The 18,275-nt window shown below is 42.5% G+C and carries 20 protein-coding genes and 1 tRNA gene; 11 read left to right on the forward strand and 10 right to left on the reverse strand.

The genetic code is table 11. From position 1 onward, the window contains the following. Window positions 1-49: 49 nt before the first annotated feature. Entirely contained in the window at window positions 50-658 is a 609-nt protein-coding gene (locus ACJVC5_RS04225) for a LolA family protein (protein ID WP_408098140.1), read from the reverse strand. A gap of 68 nt (window positions 659-726) precedes the next feature. After that, complete coding sequence (gene smc, locus ACJVC5_RS04230; protein ID WP_408098141.1) at window positions 727-4,404, reverse strand: chromosome segregation protein SMC; 3,678 nt, start codon at window positions 4,402-4,404, stop codon at window positions 727-729. Window positions 4,405-4,651: 247 nt separating this feature from the next. On the opposite strand from smc, the gene ACJVC5_RS04235 reads away from it, so the two are divergent. The 6 genes from ACJVC5_RS04235 (at window position 4,652) to ACJVC5_RS04260 (ending at window position 8,984) form a co-directional block, all read left to right on the forward strand. Then, the gene (locus tag ACJVC5_RS04235) at window positions 4,652-5,176 is read left to right on the forward strand and encodes a hypothetical protein (protein ID WP_408098142.1); all 525 of its coding nucleotides are present in this window, start codon (window positions 4,652-4,654) and stop codon (window positions 5,174-5,176) included. Window positions 5,177-5,246: 70 nt separating this feature from the next. Beyond that, the gene (locus ACJVC5_RS04240; RefSeq protein ID WP_408098143.1) at window positions 5,247-5,450 is read left to right on the forward strand and encodes a hypothetical protein; all 204 of its coding nucleotides are present in this window, start codon (window positions 5,247-5,249) and stop codon (window positions 5,448-5,450) included. 107 nt (window positions 5,451-5,557) lie between these two features. Beyond that, entirely contained in the window at window positions 5,558-6,946 is a 1,389-nt protein-coding gene (locus ACJVC5_RS04245) for a DNA-3-methyladenine glycosylase 2 family protein (protein WP_408098144.1), read from the forward strand. Next, complete coding sequence (locus ACJVC5_RS04250) at window positions 6,921-7,394, forward strand: methylated-DNA--[protein]-cysteine S-methyltransferase (protein ID WP_408098145.1); 474 nt, start codon at window positions 6,921-6,923, stop codon at window positions 7,392-7,394. The genes ACJVC5_RS04245 and ACJVC5_RS04250 overlap by 26 nt, the downstream gene beginning before the upstream one ends. A gap of 91 nt (window positions 7,395-7,485) precedes the next feature. Further along, window positions 7,486-7,839: a hypothetical protein gene (locus tag ACJVC5_RS04255; RefSeq protein ID WP_408098146.1), complete on the forward strand. Its 354-nt coding sequence runs from the start codon at window positions 7,486-7,488 to the stop codon at window positions 7,837-7,839. 113 nt (window positions 7,840-7,952) lie between these two features. Further along, the gene (locus tag ACJVC5_RS04260; protein WP_408098147.1) at window positions 7,953-8,984 is read left to right on the forward strand and encodes a hypothetical protein; all 1,032 of its coding nucleotides are present in this window, start codon (window positions 7,953-7,955) and stop codon (window positions 8,982-8,984) included. Here ACJVC5_RS04260 and ACJVC5_RS04265 read toward each other — a convergent pair whose 3' ends face one another. The 3 genes from ACJVC5_RS04265 to ACJVC5_RS04275 form a co-directional block, all read right to left on the reverse strand. Beyond that, window positions 8,985-9,617: a glutathione S-transferase family protein gene (locus ACJVC5_RS04265; RefSeq protein WP_408098148.1), complete on the reverse strand. Its 633-nt coding sequence runs from the start codon at window positions 9,615-9,617 to the stop codon at window positions 8,985-8,987. Window positions 9,618-9,804: 187 nt separating this feature from the next. Continuing rightward, complete coding sequence (locus tag ACJVC5_RS04270; protein ID WP_408098149.1) at window positions 9,805-10,119, reverse strand: hypothetical protein; 315 nt, start codon at window positions 10,117-10,119, stop codon at window positions 9,805-9,807. Window positions 10,120-10,149: 30 nt separating this feature from the next. Next, window positions 10,150-10,458, reverse strand: a complete 309-nt coding sequence (locus tag ACJVC5_RS04275) for a hypothetical protein (protein ID WP_408098150.1) — start codon at window positions 10,456-10,458, stop codon at window positions 10,150-10,152. A 216-nt stretch (window positions 10,459-10,674) separates the two neighbouring features. Between ACJVC5_RS04275 and ACJVC5_RS04280 the strand changes: the two genes are divergently transcribed. The 4 genes from ACJVC5_RS04280 to ACJVC5_RS04295 all read left to right on the forward strand — a co-directional run bounded on the left by ACJVC5_RS04280 (window position 10,675) and on the right by ACJVC5_RS04295 (window position 14,020). After that, window positions 10,675-11,994 carry a chloride channel protein gene (locus ACJVC5_RS04280; RefSeq protein ID WP_408098151.1) on the forward strand — a complete coding sequence of 440 codons (1,320 nt, stop codon included), beginning with the start codon at window positions 10,675-10,677 and terminating at the stop codon, window positions 11,992-11,994. A 78-nt stretch (window positions 11,995-12,072) separates the two neighbouring features. Then, on the forward strand, window positions 12,073-12,462 hold the full coding sequence (locus ACJVC5_RS04285; RefSeq protein WP_408098152.1) for a hypothetical protein: 390 nt from the start codon (window positions 12,073-12,075) through the stop codon (window positions 12,460-12,462). 62 nt (window positions 12,463-12,524) lie between these two features. Further along, window positions 12,525-13,058, forward strand: coding sequence for a hypothetical protein (locus ACJVC5_RS04290; RefSeq protein ID WP_408098153.1), 534 nt, complete (start codon window positions 12,525-12,527; stop codon window positions 13,056-13,058). Window positions 13,059-13,120: 62 nt separating this feature from the next. Further along, complete coding sequence (locus ACJVC5_RS04295) at window positions 13,121-14,020, forward strand: hypothetical protein (RefSeq protein ID WP_408098154.1); 900 nt, start codon at window positions 13,121-13,123, stop codon at window positions 14,018-14,020. Window positions 14,021-14,068: 48 nt separating this feature from the next. On the opposite strand, the gene ACJVC5_RS04300 is transcribed toward ACJVC5_RS04295, so the two are convergent. The 3 genes from ACJVC5_RS04300 to rph all read right to left on the reverse strand — a co-directional run bounded on the left by ACJVC5_RS04300 (window position 14,069) and on the right by rph (window position 15,477). After that, a tRNA-Pro gene (locus ACJVC5_RS04300) sits at window positions 14,069-14,145 on the reverse strand. A 22-nt stretch (window positions 14,146-14,167) separates the two neighbouring features. Continuing rightward, window positions 14,168-14,770, reverse strand: a complete 603-nt coding sequence (locus ACJVC5_RS04305) for a non-canonical purine NTP pyrophosphatase (RefSeq protein WP_408098155.1) — start codon at window positions 14,768-14,770, stop codon at window positions 14,168-14,170. Further along, the gene (gene rph / locus ACJVC5_RS04310; protein ID WP_408098156.1) at window positions 14,767-15,477 is read right to left on the reverse strand and encodes a ribonuclease PH; all 711 of its coding nucleotides are present in this window, start codon (window positions 15,475-15,477) and stop codon (window positions 14,767-14,769) included. Before rph ends, ACJVC5_RS04305 begins: the two co-directional genes overlap by 4 nt. 14 nt (window positions 15,478-15,491) lie before the next feature. On the opposite strand from rph, the gene ACJVC5_RS04315 reads away from it, so the two are divergent. After that, entirely contained in the window at window positions 15,492-16,163 is a 672-nt protein-coding gene (locus tag ACJVC5_RS04315) for a biotin--[acetyl-CoA-carboxylase] ligase (RefSeq protein ID WP_408098157.1), read from the forward strand. Here ACJVC5_RS04315 and ACJVC5_RS04320 read toward each other — a convergent pair. Both ACJVC5_RS04320 and ACJVC5_RS04325 read right to left on the reverse strand, forming a co-directional pair. Beyond that, a complete protein-coding gene (locus ACJVC5_RS04320) occupies window positions 16,153-17,463 on the reverse strand; it encodes a response regulator (RefSeq protein WP_408098158.1) in 1,311 nt (436 codons plus the stop codon). The genes ACJVC5_RS04315 and ACJVC5_RS04320 overlap by 11 nt on opposite strands. 73 nt (window positions 17,464-17,536) lie before the next feature. Continuing rightward, complete coding sequence (locus ACJVC5_RS04325) at window positions 17,537-18,274, reverse strand: PP2C family protein-serine/threonine phosphatase (protein WP_408098159.1); 738 nt, start codon at window positions 18,272-18,274, stop codon at window positions 17,537-17,539. Window position 18,275 lies beyond the last annotated feature (1 nt).

Here is an 18,275-nt window from a genome sequence, read left to right on the forward strand (position 1 = left end):
CCAAGAACCCTGAGGTGTGCGCGACACCTCGGGGTTTTTACTTTTGGGACTATTGATTAGTGATCTTAGCGTTCGCAGAAGGTTTGTATTCAAAGTTGCCCGGAGGAAAAGATACATTCTCCTTAATATCAATCAGACGAATGTTGGTCTTAGAACCATCGACCTTTGTCAGGATTATCTTCTCAAAGCCCTTTAATTCTTTAATCGACTTGGCATCTTTATTAGCTTGAAGCACAACTTCAGTGAAACCCATTTCTTTCTGAATGGTTTTCACGAAAGTCAGAGTCACTTCATTCTTGTTGTACTTAGTTGTGAATAGTTTCGATTGCTCTACACCATCTTTAACTGAATCAAGAAATTTAATGATCGGAAGATTAGATGACTTCTGAATCGTTACCTGGTCCTTCTCACCTTTTACGAAGGCCGGTTGAAACAGCCAGCTCTTCTGAGGGTTGACCACGAACAGAGTTGGATTCGGTTGGGTTACTTCAAAACGAAGGTGTCCCGGAAACTTGTAATCAATTTTACCAAAGCTCTTACGCTCTTTCCCCGTTACAGACTTAAGAGTTTCTTCGTAATTGGCACTAAATGACGTGGGCACAAAGCTTGAAGCAAAAGATAGAGTCGGGAGAAGTAAAAGACCTAGAAGTAGTTTCATAATCATTCCATTGAAAAAAGGGGAAAGCTTCCTCTTACTGAAGTCACTTTTCCCCTGTCCACAAACCTCTAATGGAGTTGAACTGAGACGGCCTTAGACACGCCTGGTTCCTGCATGGTCACACCGTAAAGTGTGTCATTCAGTTCCATGGTTTTCTTGTTATGGGTAATCAAAATAAATTGTGATTCAGAACTCATCTCACGAAGAAGCTCGTTGAATCGACCAACGTTTGCATCATCAAGTGGAGCATCGACCTCATCCAGTAGACAGAATGGAGATGGCTTCACAAGGAAGATAGAGAAGATCAGAGACACAGCTGTCATCGCCTTCTCACCACCTGACATAAGAGTGATCGAAGTCATCTTCTTACCAGGAGGTTTTGCAGTAATTTCAACACCGCAGTCGATTGAATCAAGGTCACCAGTCACTTCAAGACGTGCTTCACCACCACCGAAGATGATAGGGAAGACTTTCGAGAAGCGCTCGTTTACTTCGTTAAATGCTTCTTTGAAACGCTCTTTCGACTTTTCATCAATGTGAGCGATCGCAGTTTGTAGATCTGTTAGCGACTTCTTAAGCTCTTCTTCTTGGGCCTTTAGGAAGTCATAGCGAAGCTTCTGACGGTCGTAATCTTCGATTGCGGCCCAGTTAATTTCGCCCAGACGGTTAAATTCAGATTTATAATCTTTGAATTTTTCTTTCGCTTCTTTGATCTGACCAGGGAAGCGTTTTTCGAATTCGTATTCAATCGCTTCGATTTCTTTTGGACCATCTTCAGTTTCCATCATGTACATAGATGAAAGATCTTTCAGACCTTCAATCTTGTCAGAGGTGATTTCAAGATGCTTCATCATAGTCGAACGAAGGTCGATCTTATAACGCTCGAAGATGTCCTTCGCGAGAAGTTCTTCTTCCTGAATGATTTGTGAAGTTCTAAGCTCAAGCTCAACGTTCTCTTTCTCAATCTTATTAAGACGAGAGTTGATTTCTTTAAGCTCAGATTCTTTTTCCTGCATAGAAAGAAGGATCTGCGCGATCTGATCTTTCAGAAGGTTAAGATAAGTTTCTTTTTCAGCAAGAACTTCGGCCTGATCACGGTTAGAAGCTTCAACATTTTCCACTTCAACCTGAGCATTTTCGATTTCTGACTGGAAGTTATTAAGAAGCTCAAGGTTTGCCTCTTGCTTCTCACGGTAACGATCAATTTGAGCGTTTACGTCTTCAATTTGCGACTTAAGAGAAGTTAGCTGTTGCTGGTAACTCTGAGCTTTTACTTTGAGTTCCATCATTTCATCGCGTTCGTTCTCGAAGCTTACTTTAAGTTCAGAGAAACGATCTTCAATGTCCGCCACTTCAGATGAAAGTTCTTTTACTTTGCCTTCGAACTCCTCCTTAGCATTAAGGATCTTCTCGTCCGCCTCGATAAGATCAAGACGAAGTTTTGAAGTTTCAGACTTACGATTCTGAAGAATCTGAAGTCTTGATGAGTTAGAAGATTGGTTCGCCTCTTTAGACTCTAGTGCCGCTTTAGTAGCAGCATAAAGTGTATTGATTTCGTTGAACTCTTTGTTCTTTTCCTCAAGGGCCACACGCTTCTCAGCAAGTGTGGTCTCAAGTTGCATGATGTTTGTTTCAAGAATCGCAAGCTCGGCCTGTTTTGCTTCAAGCTCTACACCCATCTCCTGAATCAGGTTGTTACGTTGAACAATACCTTGGGCCTCAGAAGCTGAATCGTGGCGAACTCCGTAAACTACTGAGTTACCAACTTTTTTAATGAGAACTTTTCCATCCTTAGAAACAAGACCTTTAAATTGAATCTCGGGGTTAATGCGAGATGCAAGCTCCGTAGTTAAGTTCTCCACAACAAAGAAACCGTTAAGAATCTTTGATAGTTTATCAGCGTATTCTTGATTGTTGATACGAACGATATCAACCAGTGCCTTCATGTTCTGACAGCCCTGAGTTTCCAGACGTCCGATTGACTCTTGAGAAATCGTCGCTTCCTGAGGCCATAGAAGGTCAACAGTCGCGTCGAAATCAGTCATAAGATTAGCGAATGCTTCTTTACCAGAAGTAGCAAGAACTACATCCAGAGATTCGCCAATAAGTTGCTCAACCGCGACCGCGTACTCAGGATCACACTCGATAAGCTTACCAAGTACTTCCAGAGAACCATCAGTCACTTTTTGAACAAGTTTCACAGCTCCAGCACGACGGCCTTCTGCTGAGTTATTGATTTCAATAAGTGAGTTACGTTTTGACTCAAGCTGAATAACTTCACGAGAAAGCTCGCGGAATTTAACGTCATTCGCTTTAAGTTCATTATTGATTGTTTCAACTTCTTCTTTAAGGGCCGGAAGGGCCGCTTTAAGTTCTTCAACTTTTGCGCCGGAAGATTTAACGGTCGCGCGATCTTTCATAAGATCGTCAGTGAAGTTCGATGTGCTCTTTTCAAGCGTTTCAATTTCAGAAGTTAGATCTTGAAGAAGACGAGAGTACTCTTCAAGTTTAGAAGAGTTCTTGAAGGCCTCATTATCAAGTCCTTGGAACTTTTCTTTAGAAGCATTTAGCTCACGGCGCTTTTCATTAAGTTCTTCTTCAAGGTCAAACATTTGAGACTTAAGAATCTCAACTTTCTCCTCAAGAGAAGAGAAGTCCATCTGCTCATAGTTGTTTGCTTCTAGATCAGCAAGTTGAGCAGTAAGGGCCTCAAGACGCTCTGAACGCTTTTCAATATCAACGTTTAGCTCTTCGTTTTCACGATTAGCACGGTCGATTTGCTTTTCTTTATCAATAAGAGACTTCTTAAGGTGCTTCACTCTTTCTTCGGAAGCAGCAAGTTGCTTCGAGTGATCATTGAAATCGTCCTGCGCGACATCGATTTTTTCCATCATGTCGGTCTTCTGGATTTTTTCATCTTCTAGAAGAAGCTCAACCTGAGACTTACGAAGAGTCAGATTCTCATGCTCAACCTGACGGGAAGCAAGCATAGAATCGGCGTTAACGAAGTCTTGAAGGTAGTCGTGCTCACGGTGAGATTCAACGATAAGCTCGTACTTCTTGATACGGTCACGTAGAGTTTTTGCTTTCTCAGCTTTCTCTGCCTGCTGCTCAAGTTTCTTCAGGTTCTTATAAATTTCGTTCTGGAGGTCTTCCAGACGAGTAAGGTTCAATTGAGTTTGTTCGATCTTCTTAAGTGACTCACGCTTACGAAGTTTAAACTTCGTAATACCCGCCACTTCCTCAATCATCACACGGCGCTCTTCAGGCTTTTGCTGAACGAGCTTGTTAATTTCACCCTGGGCGATAATTGAGTAAGATTTTGCACCCGCACCAGTATCCATGAATACTTCGTGGATATCTTTCAGACGAGCTGGCTCATTATTAATTCGATATTCAGTCTCACCGTTACGATAAAGTTTACGAGTAAGGTGAATTTCGGCCGGCTTAGAAATTGTGCCGTTAATATTGATGTGTTTACCGTTTACGTTATCAAGAACAAGAGTCACTTCTGCGAATGAAGCTGGCTGATATTTTGATGATCCGGCGAAGATTAGATCTTTCATGGCCGTACCACGAAGGTGCTTCGCTGATTGCTCACCCATTACCCAAAATAGTGCGTCTACGATGTTCGATTTACCGCAACCGTTTGGACCAACGATCCCTGTGATACCTTCATCAAAAATAATGACGGTCTTGTCTTTAAAGGATTTAAAACCTTGAATGATGAGCCTATTAAGTCTCATGATGTCCTCTCGCAAAGTGTTTGTGTGTACCATTAAAAACTGAACGAAGCTTCTGCCTCTTGCATCCATTCCATACAGCTGAATTTAATGATAGGGGCATCATCCCTTAAACTTGAGTGGCCTGTCTAGATTTTTTGGGCTTACTTTCCCTCACAAATGGTGTCAATGACTCAACACTCAAAAACAAGATTTGATGGACTTTGACCCAAACTATACTGAGAATAGTAGGTATTTTCAGGAGGATCCTATGATCAGAAAAACACTTTTCTCTCTCACCTTAGGACTCGTTTTCGCTTCTACCGCATTCGCGAACAACAAGTTTCAAGAATCGTTCCGCATGGTCTGTGTGACAGAATTTCCCACCACTTCCATCATTGCTGAAAAGTCCGGCACTGAATTGGTGGTAAATGTAATTCATCATCATGGCATGAAGTTTATGCCGCTTCATTCGGGAATCATCACTCCCAATGATTTGAACACACTGGCAAAAAAGGCCAATGACTTTGGGAAAATTGGTGATCGCTATGAGTTTCGTTGGGACATGTCTAAATGTGAGCGCACGGACACAGAGATTTTTTCATGTCACGGCGGTAAGGACACAGTCATTGAAGGCACACCTGTAAATCCATTTTCCATTTATACTCAGCGAGTGACGTCTGAATCGGACGCCGGAAAGTTTGAAAAACTTCACGTGGGCTTCTTAATTTCCATTGATAAAGACTCTCATAGCTTCTCTATGGGCTATGAGAAATACGAATGCGCTTTTGAATAACCAATTAACTCTTCTGCCTATCGTGGCATGATCCCTGCAACCCTCTTTAGTGAAGAGCTAAGGAGGGTCCATGCGATCAAAATCCTTTTTAAAGCGAATTAAGACCTTTAAGAATAATATCAAAAAGCGCTTCGATGATCGTCGGAAGTTCGATGATACTTATCGCCCTACCAGTCGAGATGATGTGACTGAAGAGTATGAATATGAACATCGAAAAGACCGGGACGAGAGGGTCTTGAAAGAGTCAGGTGGGCAGGACATTACCGCCATTTAACTTGAATTCATTACTTCTATCAACCATTTACGAGTCATTTTGACCCACCATTTGCTCATGTCCGAAAACTGCCAGACTTCAAGCTCCCTGTGGGCTAAGATGAGGGCATGAAAACAGATAACGACCTTAGCTTAAAAAAGATCATTGAAAGAAGAGATCCTCGTTATGATGGTCGATTCTATTATGGGGTTAAGACCACCAAGATCTACTGCCGGCCGGTCTGCCCAGCAAGGCCCAAGCCTGAGAACATTGTCATATTGAAAAGTACGACCGAGGCCGAAAACGCGGGCTTCAGACCTTGTAAGCGCTGTCGTCCTGATCTGGCCCCTGGAACTAAGTTCTTCGAAGGAACAGTCAATACTGTTTCCCGTGCCCTACGCATAATTGATGAAGAAAAAGAATCGGCGCTTAATATCGAAAAACTCTCCGACACCTTAGGTGTTTCTGACCGACATCTGCGGCGTTTGTTTCAAGAACACTTAGGGGCCTCACCGATTGAAGTGATGATCTCAAAACGTCTTCATTTGGCCCAACAACTCGTGAGAGAAACTTCGGCACCCTTATCAGAAATTGCACTAGCAGTAGGTTTCCAGTCTATTCGTAGATTTAATGAGGCCTTTAAAAATCTTTATCATGCTCCTCCATCCGCTTTTCGAAAGGAACAATCAGTTCAAGACAATCAAATTGAACTGGAACTTATGGTAAGAAGGCCCTTTGACTGGAAGACCATTCTGGAATACTTCGCTCGTCATGAGAACTACGGCATTGAGAGGGTCACAGATACTTCTTATCAGCGCTTTATTTCTTTTGGGGAAAAATATGGATCATTCACCATCACCTACTCTCCGGAAAAATCTCTCTTGAAGGTGAAGCTCACAAATGTACCGATTGCTGAAATTAAATCACTCCTCCTGCGAGTAAGACGACAATTAGATCTGGATCACAATCCTGAGCATCTACCAAAAGATAAAAAGCTTAAAGGAAAAGGCATTCGAATTCCTGGTGCCTATGATCCTTTTGAAATCGCAGTGACGATCATTCTCGGCCAGTTGATTTCTACGAAACAGGCCAAGGCCAAGCAGAAAGAACTCATTCTTAAATATGGTAAAAAGATTGATGAAGAAGTTTGGGCATTTCCAACGGCCAAAGATCTCATGGATAGTGAAATCGAAACCATTGGCATCACAAGAGTCAAGGCCAGTGCCATACGTGAAATGGCCCGCATGTATCACTCCGGCGAATTGAATCTCGCGGCCAGTGCAGACATTGAAAAAACTAAAGCTCAGCTTCACTCGATTCATGGTATTGGTCCTTGGACAGTTGAACTCATTTGTATGAGATGTCTTGGTGATTCAGATGCTTTCCCTAAATCGGATCTCATTATCAATAAGGCCCTTAAGGCGCATCTCGTGAATGAAGAGGCCTGGAGCTCTTCTCGAGCTTATCTCACTCACATTCTTTGGAGGGACTATGCAACTGTATTATCAAAAAATTAAATCACCGATCGGTGACCTTCATTTAGTGGCGAACGATAAAGCACTCGTCTACCTTGGCTTCAAAGACCTTGGCTGGGACGCTGTAAAAAAAGCCAATGCCATTATTGAACTCACAAAGACCCAATTGAATGAGTATTTTGAAGGGAAGAGAAAAAAATTTGATGTTCCTCTTTCACTGAAAGGAACTGAATTCCAAAACACGGTTTGGAAAACTCTCGGAAAAATCCCTTTTGGTAAAACCTGGAGTTATGAACAAATGGCCCTGGCAGTGAAGAAACCAACCGCCATGAGAGCAATAGGAAGAACCAATGGGCTTAATCCCATCAGCATCATTCTTCCTTGTCACCGGGTGATTGGAAAATCAGGGAGTTTGACCGGCTATGCAGGGGGGCTTCCGGCGAAAGAGTTCCTACTGATCCTAGAGGGGGCCGGAGCGACCAAAAATTAAACAACCTTGTAAATAAGCCAATAATCAGCATTTTGTGAGTGTCATTTGTGGTTTTACTGCTATCTTCTCCAAAAAAAGAAGGAGAAATAGAATGAAAACAATCCTAGCAGCACTCGCAATCATCATGAGCACAACCGCATTTGCCAAAGATCTTTCTTGTGTAAACAATGGAAAAAAAATTCTTGTTTCTATCAATGAAAAATCGCAGGCGATTAGTATCAGCACTGAAGCTCAAATCATTTCTTTCAAAATCTACGACAAAAAGAAATACCAAGTTGAACAAGGTAACGTTGTTTCATACAGCGTGAAAGATGGCAGAGATTCAAATGGTTCAGTTTTAAGTGGTGAGATCGCAACTTTGAATAACAACATGGTTGCCATGAACATTCTGAATGACAGTCTTGGAAAAACCGTAATTTCAATTGATGGCATGAAATGTAAATAGTCCTTCAATAAGGGTCCAGATGTCCTTTCTGGACCCATTTCTCTTGTATAAATCAGCACTTACCTTTCATTTTTAGATTCAAGAAATTACCCGACTATTCCGATACGAGAAGCATGTGGCTCCCTCTCATAGGCCTCCTCTTCATTGCTCCGGCCTTCTCTCAGGTCTTTACGGAAGATATTTCCAAGATCAAATACGTGATCGCCGAGCAAGAAGTAGAACGCTATTCAAAGAATCCTACCGGTGAAGGAATTCCTGCTGAATTCTTAGAGTCCCTTGTCGCCCGAGAATACATTGATCCCATCGTTAATTGTGAGCAAGACAAGTATCGCTATCGCCCTTCTAGACTTCGTTATGAGGTCATTGCCATTACAGAAGATGAGGTCAAAGTACCAGAAGAGCCTAAGGTCAATATCATCGTAGCGAAGTATGAGTTCAAAGAAGAAGAAAACCCTCTCGTGACGAAGCTAAAAAGTGTTCTCAATGATCAGGCCAACTCTCCCGGCACATTTCAGCTTAAACAGGCCCAGGGGACCGGAAAAAAAATCGTTCACTATGCCAGCGAAGGAACCACCATTGATCTAAAATCAAATGTGAGCGCGGAAAATGCGGTTTCAATGAGTATTGATAAGACAACTGCAAAACCGAACCCGGTCGGTGCCACTCTTCAGGTGGATCTCGTGAACCGCCTGGATATCAAACAAAGCATCACTGATGACTCCGATATTAGGGGCGCAGTTGAATCCATTCATTCAACTGGTGCCGCCAATCTGGTTAACTTCAGCGGGATGAAAATGAATCTCAGTACGGTCAAGGCTGAAGCACGACTTGATACAAAGATTGACAGTAGTACCAAGACCTTTGCCGAAATCAATTATAGCGGTAATGACATCGAGAAAAATGTTCGCGTCAATACCGGCTTTGAATTCAAGGCCGCCGGTAATGCTGAAATCCTGGTCTTCAGCGGATACAATACGAAGTTCAATGGTTACAAATCAGATAGCTTTGCGGACAAAAAGAAAGAGCTGGAGTTTGGTGTTAAGTATAAAAATAAAAACGGTGTGAGAATCTTTAGCCGGATCCGTAATGGCAGCGAAAAAAACGATACCGTTTACGAGACCGGCGTAGAAATTGATTTAAAATAATTAAATGTGATCGGCCGCTTCGAAATCTTCCTGCATGGCCCCTGCATACCACTCTTTCAGCGCCGATAAGTTCATCATCGTTTCACAATAGCTCTTCACCGCTCCTTCTACCGGAACTCCGTACGTCACAAATCTACCTACGACCGGCGCATACATGGCATCTACGATGGAAAACTCCCCAAACAGAAACGGCCCTCCAGATTTTTTCAGCTGTTCCATCCAAAGAGACTTCACGCGATCAATATCGGCCAGCGCGAAACCAAAATCAAAATTCTGATAACTCTTCTTCACATTAAATGAAAGTCTTTCACGCATTTTTCCAAATCCTGCGTGCATTTCCATGGAAAGAGCTCTTGCGATGGCCCTTTGTTTTAGGTCTTGAGGGTACATTTTTTTCTCTGGGAACTTTTCGTTTAAATATTCCATGATGGCGGCAGATTCCCAAATCACCAGATCTCCATCAATGAGAGCAGGTACTTTTCCAGAGGGTGAGTACTTGGCGATTTCCTGTTTTGTCTCAGGCATATCAAGCTTCACCAAAATTTCTTCGAAGGAAATATTGAAATGCTTCATTAAGACCCAAGGACGCAGAGACCAGGAAGAATAAGTTTTATTACCGATAATCAGTTTCATGAGAGCTCCTTATAAAACTAGGCTAGCTCCGGTAGAAAATCATGTCGATGGAAGAAAGAAGGTGGGATTAAAAATTGAATATTATAAAGCAAAAAGCCCCAATTGCTTGGGGCCTATCGCTGATGAACTGCAGTAACACCTGAAGAAACATTGTTTCATCAGCATTAACTGAATTCTTTATGACAAATTAACGAGCAAGAAACTTACAAGATCCAGCAATTAGCTCTCTGCCAGCACCAGAAGAAACTGTTAGAGTTTCGCCAACAGCTAGAACTTGGTGAACGTTTTTAGTTTCAACAACTTCACGTGACTTACCAGCACGACGCTCGAAACTGAACTGAACGCGCTTAAGGTTAAGATCGTCACCAGTTTTGTTAGTAAGAGTACAAGCGTACTTGCCGTTTACTACAGACATTTTTCCGTAGTGAGACTCAAGGAACCAACGACCAGCGAAAGCTTGAACAGAAACAGCAAGTAGAGCAACAGTAAATAGTGATTTCATTTTATATCTCCAAATTTTTAAATTTTAAAATTAACGAGCAAGAAATTTACAAGCGCGACCGATAAGCACTTGGTTAGCGTCAGAAACAACAGTCATTGTTTCGCCAGCGTAGATCACAGAGTTAACAGATTTAGTAGCAACGACTTCACGAGTTTTACCAACACGTCTCTCAAGATCGAATTCAACGCGCTTGATTTCTAGATCAGAACCAGTTTTGTTTGTAAGAGTACAAGCGTACTTGCCACCAACAACAGAAACTTTACCGTAGTGAGACTCAAGACCGAAAGCGAATGATTGAGCAGAAACAACTAGAAGAGCAACAGTAAGAAGTGATTTCATTTTTTTCTCCAGGGTTTGTGTTTTCGTTGAAGCGGTTTTTAAGGCCTCTTCAAAAAATTTTCAATTGTGATGAAACGCGACCCTTTCTTACTGTTTACGACTTTGAACACCGTGTAAAAAGGTAGAAAACACCATGAAAAAATTACTTTTTTACTCCGGGAGATGAATTTTTTTTAAGTTCTTCACATGCATTCCCCTCTGTAATACATTTACTAAATGGACCGTCGTTTTCTCTCACAAAAAATCAAAAATTCACTCTCAATTGATGACATTCTCTACTGGACCGCTGCGATCGTTTTAGGCGGAGTGGCCGTTCTTTATGCTCAATTCTTTATGATGGCCGAACACTTTGCCATCCGTATGTTGAAAGAACATGGCTGGTATTTTGGTGCGGCGGTCCCCGTGCTCTTCGCTCTCTCTTGGTGGATTGTTTATAAGTTCGCTCCAGAGGCCGGAGGCAGTGGTATTCCCCAAGTGATGTGTGCTCTTCAATGTGAAGAAGAAAAGAACTTTCCCAGTAAGGCAAAGGCCCTGGTTAAAATCAGAACCGCAGTGGTTAAGATTGTGGCCTCACTCGTTGGAGTCTTTGGAGGAGCGGCCGTAGGTCGTGAAGGTCCGACTATTCAGATTGGTGCGGCCCTGTTTTTTCGTGTTCGTGATCTTGCGATGAAGATCTCAGGAAAAACTTTTGGTGCTGATGTTTGGATGATCACCGGAAGTGCCGCAGGTGTGGCCGCGGCCTTTAATACTCCTCTAGGTGGGCTCGTGTTCGCCATTGAGGAACTCGCTAAATCACATTTCAATCGGTTTAAATCATCTCTCTTAGTGGCGGTGATACTGGCAGGTCTTTCTTCACAATTGTTCCAAGGTTCCTATCTTTATTTTGGAGTACCGAAGGTCAATCCTTTCGATTTCCAACTATTACCTTGGGTCATATTAATCGGTGTTCTTTGCGGTTCTTTGGCGACTTTGTTTGGTGAAGTATTGTTTAAATTTTCAACTCTTCGCTCGAAGATAAAGTCAGTTCCAAAAAATGTGATGATATCTTGCCTTGGTGGAATCGCGGTAGTTGGACTGGCAATGTATGTCCATCCCATGGCCTTTGGTGGTGGTAAAGAGGCCATTACTTCACTCCTATTCGGAGGCACTGATGAGGCCCCATGGCATCTGGCCCTAATACGCTTTGCCTCCCCTCTAATCTCTTATTTATCTGTTGGCGCCGGTGGTATCTTTGCTCCTTCACTTGCGGCCGGTGGAACGATTGGCTCACTTTTTAGTTCTTTCGTGCTTCCCCATAATCACAATCTCGTCGTGCTACTCGGAATGATTGCCTTTTTAACAGGTGTTACACGCGCCCCTTTTACAAGCTTTGTTCTCGTTCTGGAAATGACTGATCGTCATCAGGCGATTTTTCCCATGATGTTAGTTGCAGTGATTGCTCAAGCAGTTTCTCATCTCATTAATCCAGTTTCTTTTTATGAGAGAGTAACTGAAACTTGGCACCATAAAGTAAGTCCACATCCCTTGCCTCAGTAATTTAGGCTAAAATTTACATACGCAATTTTATGCACCGAAATCTTGAAGTAAGTAGCCTCTTATTAACAGGAGACTACTATGAAAACCATTATCGCTTTATGCCTTCTCATTACAACTTCTCTCGCCCACGCTGGATATGGACTTAATGATTTTGGTGTTCCGGCCCTCAACTGCTATGACAAACAGAACATTAAAGTCAGTGTCTACATCTACTCTGAAGGTCTATTAGGTATCAGAGTTTTATCAAAAGACTATTTACTTGATCAAAGAATGAATCAACTTGATCTTCCTCTGGTCGAGCTAGCAGAAATTCCAACTCGCGATGCGGACAATGGCCAGAACATGCGTTTCTTCAATAAAGACTTTAGTGTTGTTCTTAAACTTTTCACGAAGAGACCTTTCAACACGGTTCTAGTGACCAAGAACAAGAAGTACTCGCTTTCTTGTTCTTATGGTTACCAACCTTAATCAGTTTCATTTCTAGGCACTCCTCTTGCATCTACAAAGACAGATTCAAGAGGAGGCCACACATGGCACGCAGAAGTAAAAAGAAAGAGGCACAGGCACTCGAGCAAGACACCGCCCAAACCTACAATGAGTTTAAAGAATTTGAAGGGCAACGATATACCGGTGTAAAAATCGGTCGCGGCCATAAATGGAACTATGATGCCGGCGTCTGGAAAGAACGAAAAATTACCCCAGATGAATGGGAAATAAACTACAACGTCACTAAGCGAAGAGCGGGGAAAGCACCAGAGGGCTCAGGTGTTCCTGTGGGCACTCAATATCACTGGTACATTATTGCTCACCAGAATGTGACCAAGTTAAATGCTAATGACTACTCTACTTCCATGACTGGAGTAAAATTCAAAGTTGCCCACAAACGCGCAGACAAAGAAACTTGGAGTGCCACAACTAAGACCCAGAAGAAGCGCACGTTGAAGTTTTTGAAACAGCTGGTGGCGGATTTAGAAGAACAACTTGAGGTGGAAGAAGAATCGAATGTGATCCCACTGAGACCGAAGAAGGTTGCTCGTAAGAAAAAAGAGAAGAAGGCCGCTTAAGCGTAATCTAAATATTTGTTCCACGCTCCATATGGAACGCACAAATGTGATACCCTACATTTATGGAAAAAAAATTATTAGAAAAAGGTTTCTCACTTACAAGTGTTCTCGTCGCTGCTGCTCTCCTGGGAGCGGTCGCCTTAGGTGTCATGCAAGTCATGAAAAACATCGGTCAGGGGCAAAGCTTTGCAAAGACAGTGGCCGATGAAATGGAACTCAGGACTGAAATCAGAATGCTTTTAGATGAAGAAAGATTCTGTCGCGTGAGTCTCGCCGGTAACGGACCACTAGGAACGCCAACAACTCCCGTAACATTTCAAAAAACGAGCATTGATCAAGATGGAGAAGGACTGGATGTGGAGCTGTGGCTTAGTAATCAGACAGGTCTAAACCGCACCCAAAAGAAATTTAGTGCCTCAGATACTACGGTTAACAAATACGGAAAGCTGAAAATAATTTCAATGAAGCTTCTTATGAATAATCAAACTGGCATCAATTATTCTGCCAGCCCTTATCATATGGACATGGGTGAAATTCTGGTTAAAGCAGAGAAAAGTGTTTCAGAAACTCAGACTCGAATCATCCCTATGAAATTTCCAGTCATGGTGAGCATGTCTACCGCAAGCGATGGAACTTCTACTCTCCTTTCTTGCACTCGTTTAGATGCCAATAAACCAAGAGTTGCTTCAGGACAAAACGTAGTTGGTCCGAATGATGCCACTAACGAATCCGTCATCAATCTCGCCACTTATGGATTCAGTTCAACTGGTGCAGATCCTCACATTATCGTTTCAGAGCGAGACTATAACTACATCGCCGCCGATCAGAACACCATGGATGCCAGCTACTGCGGATTTACCAAAGTCTCTAAGCTTGTTTTTCGAGTGACGTGTTGGGCATCCACCAACAGTGATGGTGCAACTGTTCAGTCTACGTTTGATTGGATTGCGATTCAAAATTAGGCAAAAAAAAAAGCCACCTAAAAGGTGGCTTTTTTTAAAACTCAAAAATGGTCGGGGTGATTGGATTCGAACCAACGACCACCTGCTCCCAAAGCAGATACGCTACCAGGCTGCGCTACACCCCGATCGATGATGAGAGCAATATTATTAAAGCTTCTTACGTGTTTTGTCTATTGATTCTTTAAAGAACTGTAAAGCCGCTTGGCTCGCCTTGGCCCGATGCGAAAACTCATTTTTCCACTCTGGTAACTGGGCCAAAGTCAGTCCATCGTTCTCTTTTCTCTCAGGAATAAAAATCGGATCATAGCCAAACCCTTGATCACCCTTGAGTTCAAAACCAATCTCTCCATGCACTCGGCCTTCAAAAAAGTAGACCTCATCCGGGGATAAATAAAAACACAATACACAAACGAAATAGGCCCGGCGGCTGTCCTTGTCCTTCAAAAGTTCAATGACCTTCTTGCCCTTGTCCGCATAGTTTGGAAGTTCAGGTGCAAAGCGGGCGCTCTGGACCCCTAAAATGTCCGGTAGCGCCTCAATGTTTAGACCTGAATCGTCGGCCAGGGCGGGAACGCCATAGGTTTCAAAATAGGCCTTTGCTTTAAGAAAAGCATTCTCTGTATAGGTCTTACCGGTTTCGTCCACTTCCAATGTTTTGGGAGCAGGATTAACACTTAAAACACCCGCAAATAGATCACGAAACTCTTCAGCTTTATGAGCATTACCGGAAGCGAGAATAAATGAAGTCATAGTTTTTCCAGAACCGCTTTCTGTTCTTTCATCACAACTTTAAGTGCCGTTTGCGCACAGCCTAGAAGGGCCTGTAAGTGATCCATCGAGAATGGTTCACCTTCGGCCGTTCCTTGAACCTCAACAAATTTCCCACTGCCAGTCATCACGATATTCATATCAGTGCCGCAGCTTGAATCTTCTTCATAGTTAAGATCTGCGATCACTTCATCGTTTTTATTAATTCCGATTGAAATAGCAGCAAGACTATCTTTAATTGGATTCTCTTTTAAAAGACCTGAACTCATGAGTTTTCTCACGGCCATCTCAAGTGCGATATAAGCACCTGAAATAGAAGTGGTGCGAGTTCCACCATCGGCCACAATCACATCACAATCAATCATGATGGAACGTTCACCAAGCTTTTGCATGTCAACGATAGAACGAAGTGAGCGCCCAATTAAGCGCTGAATTTCCTGCGTTCTACCTGAGGCTCCTTTTCTTTCTCTCTCAGAGCGAGTATGAGTAGAAGAAGGCAACATAGCGTACTCGGCAGTTACCCAACCTTGACCCTTTCCTTTAAGGAACGGAGGAACTGATTCTTGAACGTTGGCAGTAATGTGAACTTTGGTGTTACCAAATTCGGCCATCACTGATCCAGCAGCGTAAGGATTAATTCCTGGAGTAAATTTAATTGGGCGCGGAGTATCTCTTTTGATTAATGACATGAGGACCTCAGATTATGATTAGACATTTACATGTAGACGAGTGTGATTCTACACAAGATATTCTTAAAGAACAATTAAGCAACAAGAGTGACGATGCGCAGATCCTGGTAAGTTGCGAGAATCAAGTCATGGGACGAGGCAGAGGCTCAAACGCTTGGAAGGCCATGCCTGGCACAGTATGTTTCTCGACTAATCTTCCTCCGCATCCAGTACTGAGCTTTACTGCTCTTGAATTATCGGTCTTGGTGGCAAAGTTCTTTGAAGCGAAAGGTAGAAAGCTTCTTTTAAAGTGGCCCAATGACCTTTGGGACGAAGGTAAAAAGAAATGTGTTGGTATTCTTGTTCAAGGAACACAGAACTCTCTTCTAGCGGGAATTGGATTAAACCTATTCTCAGATGATGAGAACTTCGGAGGCATCTTTGACGAGGCCTTCGCTCTCGATAAAAAACATGCCGCCCGCGAAATCGTAGATTTCATCAATTCACATCGCTACAGCAATAAAGAAGATCTGATAACTGATTGGGAAGCACGTTGCGGACACATGAATGAAATGGTGACCGTCACTGAAGGTAGTGAAATTCATCGAGGTGCTTTTGTTGGAATTGGTGAATACGGTGAATGCTTATTGAAGGACGGAGAAAAAAGCTACCGCCTTTACAACGGTAGCCTGAGAATTATTCGTTAATTATTTTATTTGAGATTTTTGAAAGTTCCTGGCGAATGAGATTTTCAGCAAGATCTGGAATCACTTCCCAGGCCACTTTCTCAGTGTTCTTCTTGAACATCTCATCCATATACTCTTTCACGTATTCTTTCACATACTGCTTAACCAGTTCTTCCATCTCCTGCTTCATTTGAGTCATATCAACTTGTGGAGCGGCGGCCGGAGTTGCGAAAGATTCTGATTTAAAGAGATCGTTTGAATTTACCCAATCAATGGATTCTTTCTCATCAAGAGGTTTAAAAAGAGATTCATCAAAAGCATTTCGACTAGGCTGGAAAGTGTGTTTGGCCTCTTCGATTTTCTGAGAAACTTCGCGCTTAAGATCTTCAAACTCATCTGCCTGCCACAAATTCTCTTCAACTTCATCTCGGATTTGGGCCTCAATGCTCTTAACATCAGACTCATCCGGAACGTAGCTTCCCTCAATTTCCATTTCAAACGGTTTGGAATTAAGAGTATCAAGTGAAACAAGCTTCGAAGTTGGCTTGGCCTCAGGGGCAGGAGTAGAGATAGGTTCAGGTTTCGCCATATCACCCATATCTGGGTAATCCAGATCTTCTGATTGCGGAAACTTTGCAGAAAAGTTCTGCACCGGTTCGGCCTTCTTCTCACGTGCTTCGCTCAAAGATTTTACTTCTCCAATCACTGGAGGAAGATCAATTGTCTTTTCATGAGACTCATGATCATTGATGACATTTGGAACACTCATGCCCCAATCTGACATTTCTTTTGCCAGAGGATTTTGCATATCCGGTAATGTCGCTTCCATTTGTTTTTCTTCAAGTGGAAGTTTCTGTTCAGTGGTGTGGCTTACTGTCCACTGATCTTCAGGACTTTCCTTAATCGCAGGCCCGCTTTCTACTTTTGCTTCTGGATAAGGAATGTCCTCATTGGCAAATGTTTCAATGAGCTGCTTACAAATCGCGATGAATTTATTTGAATCAAATGGCTTTACGATTTTATCCGAAGCACCACATTTCTCCATGGCAGCATCATCAACAGTATCGAAAGTACCAAGGAGTAAAAGAACTTTTGTCGATGGAAGAAGAGATTTGATTTTGGTCGTTAGTTCGTAGCCAGTAAATTTTTCTGAAAGATTAAAATCTAAGAAAACGAGTTTAGGTTGAACGATGGGAAGCTGATGAAAGAGTTCATCCTCATTCGCACAATCTGTAATGTCATAAGGTTGGTTGGCCAACGTGATCTTGATTACTTTTTGAATAGTAAGACTGTCGTCCGCCAAGAGTACTTTATGGTTCATCCCTGAATCTCTCCTCTATTGGTACAAGAAAAATTATAGAAGGTAAGATTCCAATCTGGGAATGAAAAAAAGCCTAAAATTCGAGAATCATTGCGGTTTGATTGTCTGTGTTCCCTCGAGAGTTGGATAGTTTTAGTAAACTATTCACTCTTTCATTAGCATCACTGGCGCTCTTGTTGAGGTGATAAAGAAGCTCTTCTTCAGAGAGTTGAGCATAGACCCCGTCAGTGAGTAGGACCACTTTGTCTCCCTCTGCTAATCGGATCTCTTTCATCTGGTGGCCGAGCTCAGGGTACATTCCGATCGCATTCATCGGTGTGGTTCTAAACTTAAGATCAAATTGATCCTGAGAAAGGTACTGGAACGTGTCCTCAACAATAATTTTCGAAAGTTTTCCCTTACGAAAGTGATAAGCACAGCAGTTACCGATACCCACTAGAACCAAAAGACTTTCAGCTTTCACCGCCACCACGGCACTTGCTCCCGCACGCTGATTAACGGGTTTTTCTAAATTGCTCTTCAAAAGATTTTGATGAGCATTCATAAGAGAATTTAAAATGGCATTACCCTCAAGAAGATTACGAGGATTGTAATATAAAGGCATCGTGGCATTTGGATCGTCAGAAATCTGAGTATAAAACGACTTGATTTCTTGCTTGAGCTTGTCCACTGCTCTATCGCCAATGCCCGAACCTCCAAAGCCGTCCATCACAACATAAAGGTCATTCTCAAAATCAAAGTCATAGGTATCTTCATTCACTTGAAGATAAGGACCTTGATGAGTTTGGGCAGCATAGGCTTTCAGACGCATA

The organism is Peredibacter sp. HCB2-198 (assembly GCF_045999315.1).
GTDB lineage: Bacteria > Bdellovibrionota > Bacteriovoracia > Bacteriovoracales > Bacteriovoracaceae > Peredibacter.

Bases quoted from the DNA above. Each gene is read 5' to 3' on its own strand.
- ACJVC5_RS04305 (WP_408098155.1), bottom strand. From the start codon at position 14,770: ATGACTTCATTTATTCTCGCTTCCGGTAATGCTCATAAAGCTGAAGAG.
- ACJVC5_RS04245 (WP_408098144.1), top strand. From the start codon at position 5,558: ATGAAAACAGATAACGACCTTAGCTTAAAAAAGATCATTGAAAGAAGA.
- ACJVC5_RS04280 (WP_408098151.1), top strand. From the start codon at position 10,675: ATGGACCGTCGTTTTCTCTCACAAAAAATCAAAAATTCACTCTCAATT.
- ACJVC5_RS04250 (WP_408098145.1), top strand. From the start codon at position 6,921: ATGCAACTGTATTATCAAAAAATTAAATCACCGATCGGTGACCTTCAT.
- ACJVC5_RS04275 (WP_408098150.1), bottom strand. From the start codon at position 10,458: ATGAAATCACTTCTTACTGTTGCTCTTCTAGTTGTTTCTGCTCAATCA.
- ACJVC5_RS04325 (WP_408098159.1), bottom strand. From the start codon at position 18,274: ATGCGTCTGAAAGCCTATGCTGCCCAAACTCATCAAGGTCCTTATCTT.
- ACJVC5_RS04260 (WP_408098147.1), top strand. From the start codon at position 7,953: ATGTGGCTCCCTCTCATAGGCCTCCTCTTCATTGCTCCGGCCTTCTCT.
- ACJVC5_RS04255 (WP_408098146.1), top strand. From the start codon at position 7,486: ATGAAAACAATCCTAGCAGCACTCGCAATCATCATGAGCACAACCGCA.
- smc (WP_408098141.1), bottom strand. From the start codon at position 4,404: ATGAGACTTAATAGGCTCATCATTCAAGGTTTTAAATCCTTTAAAGAC.
- ACJVC5_RS04290 (WP_408098153.1), top strand. From the start codon at position 12,525: ATGGCACGCAGAAGTAAAAAGAAAGAGGCACAGGCACTCGAGCAAGAC.
- ACJVC5_RS04240 (WP_408098143.1), top strand. From the start codon at position 5,247: ATGCGATCAAAATCCTTTTTAAAGCGAATTAAGACCTTTAAGAATAAT.
- ACJVC5_RS04320 (WP_408098158.1), bottom strand. From the start codon at position 17,463: ATGAACCATAAAGTACTCTTGGCGGACGACAGTCTTACTATTCAAAAA.
- ACJVC5_RS04225 (WP_408098140.1), bottom strand. From the start codon at position 658: ATGAAACTACTTCTAGGTCTTTTACTTCTCCCGACTCTATCTTTTGCT.
- ACJVC5_RS04285 (WP_408098152.1), top strand. From the start codon at position 12,073: ATGAAAACCATTATCGCTTTATGCCTTCTCATTACAACTTCTCTCGCC.
- ACJVC5_RS04295 (WP_408098154.1), top strand. From the start codon at position 13,121: ATGGAAAAAAAATTATTAGAAAAAGGTTTCTCACTTACAAGTGTTCTC.
- ACJVC5_RS04235 (WP_408098142.1), top strand. From the start codon at position 4,652: ATGATCAGAAAAACACTTTTCTCTCTCACCTTAGGACTCGTTTTCGCT.
- ACJVC5_RS04265 (WP_408098148.1), bottom strand. From the start codon at position 9,617: ATGAAACTGATTATCGGTAATAAAACTTATTCTTCCTGGTCTCTGCGT.
- ACJVC5_RS04315 (WP_408098157.1), top strand. From the start codon at position 15,492: ATGATTAGACATTTACATGTAGACGAGTGTGATTCTACACAAGATATT.
- rph (WP_408098156.1), bottom strand. From the start codon at position 15,477: ATGTCATTAATCAAAAGAGATACTCCGCGCCCAATTAAATTTACTCCA.
- ACJVC5_RS04270 (WP_408098149.1), bottom strand. From the start codon at position 10,119: ATGAAATCACTATTTACTGTTGCTCTACTTGCTGTTTCTGTTCAAGCT.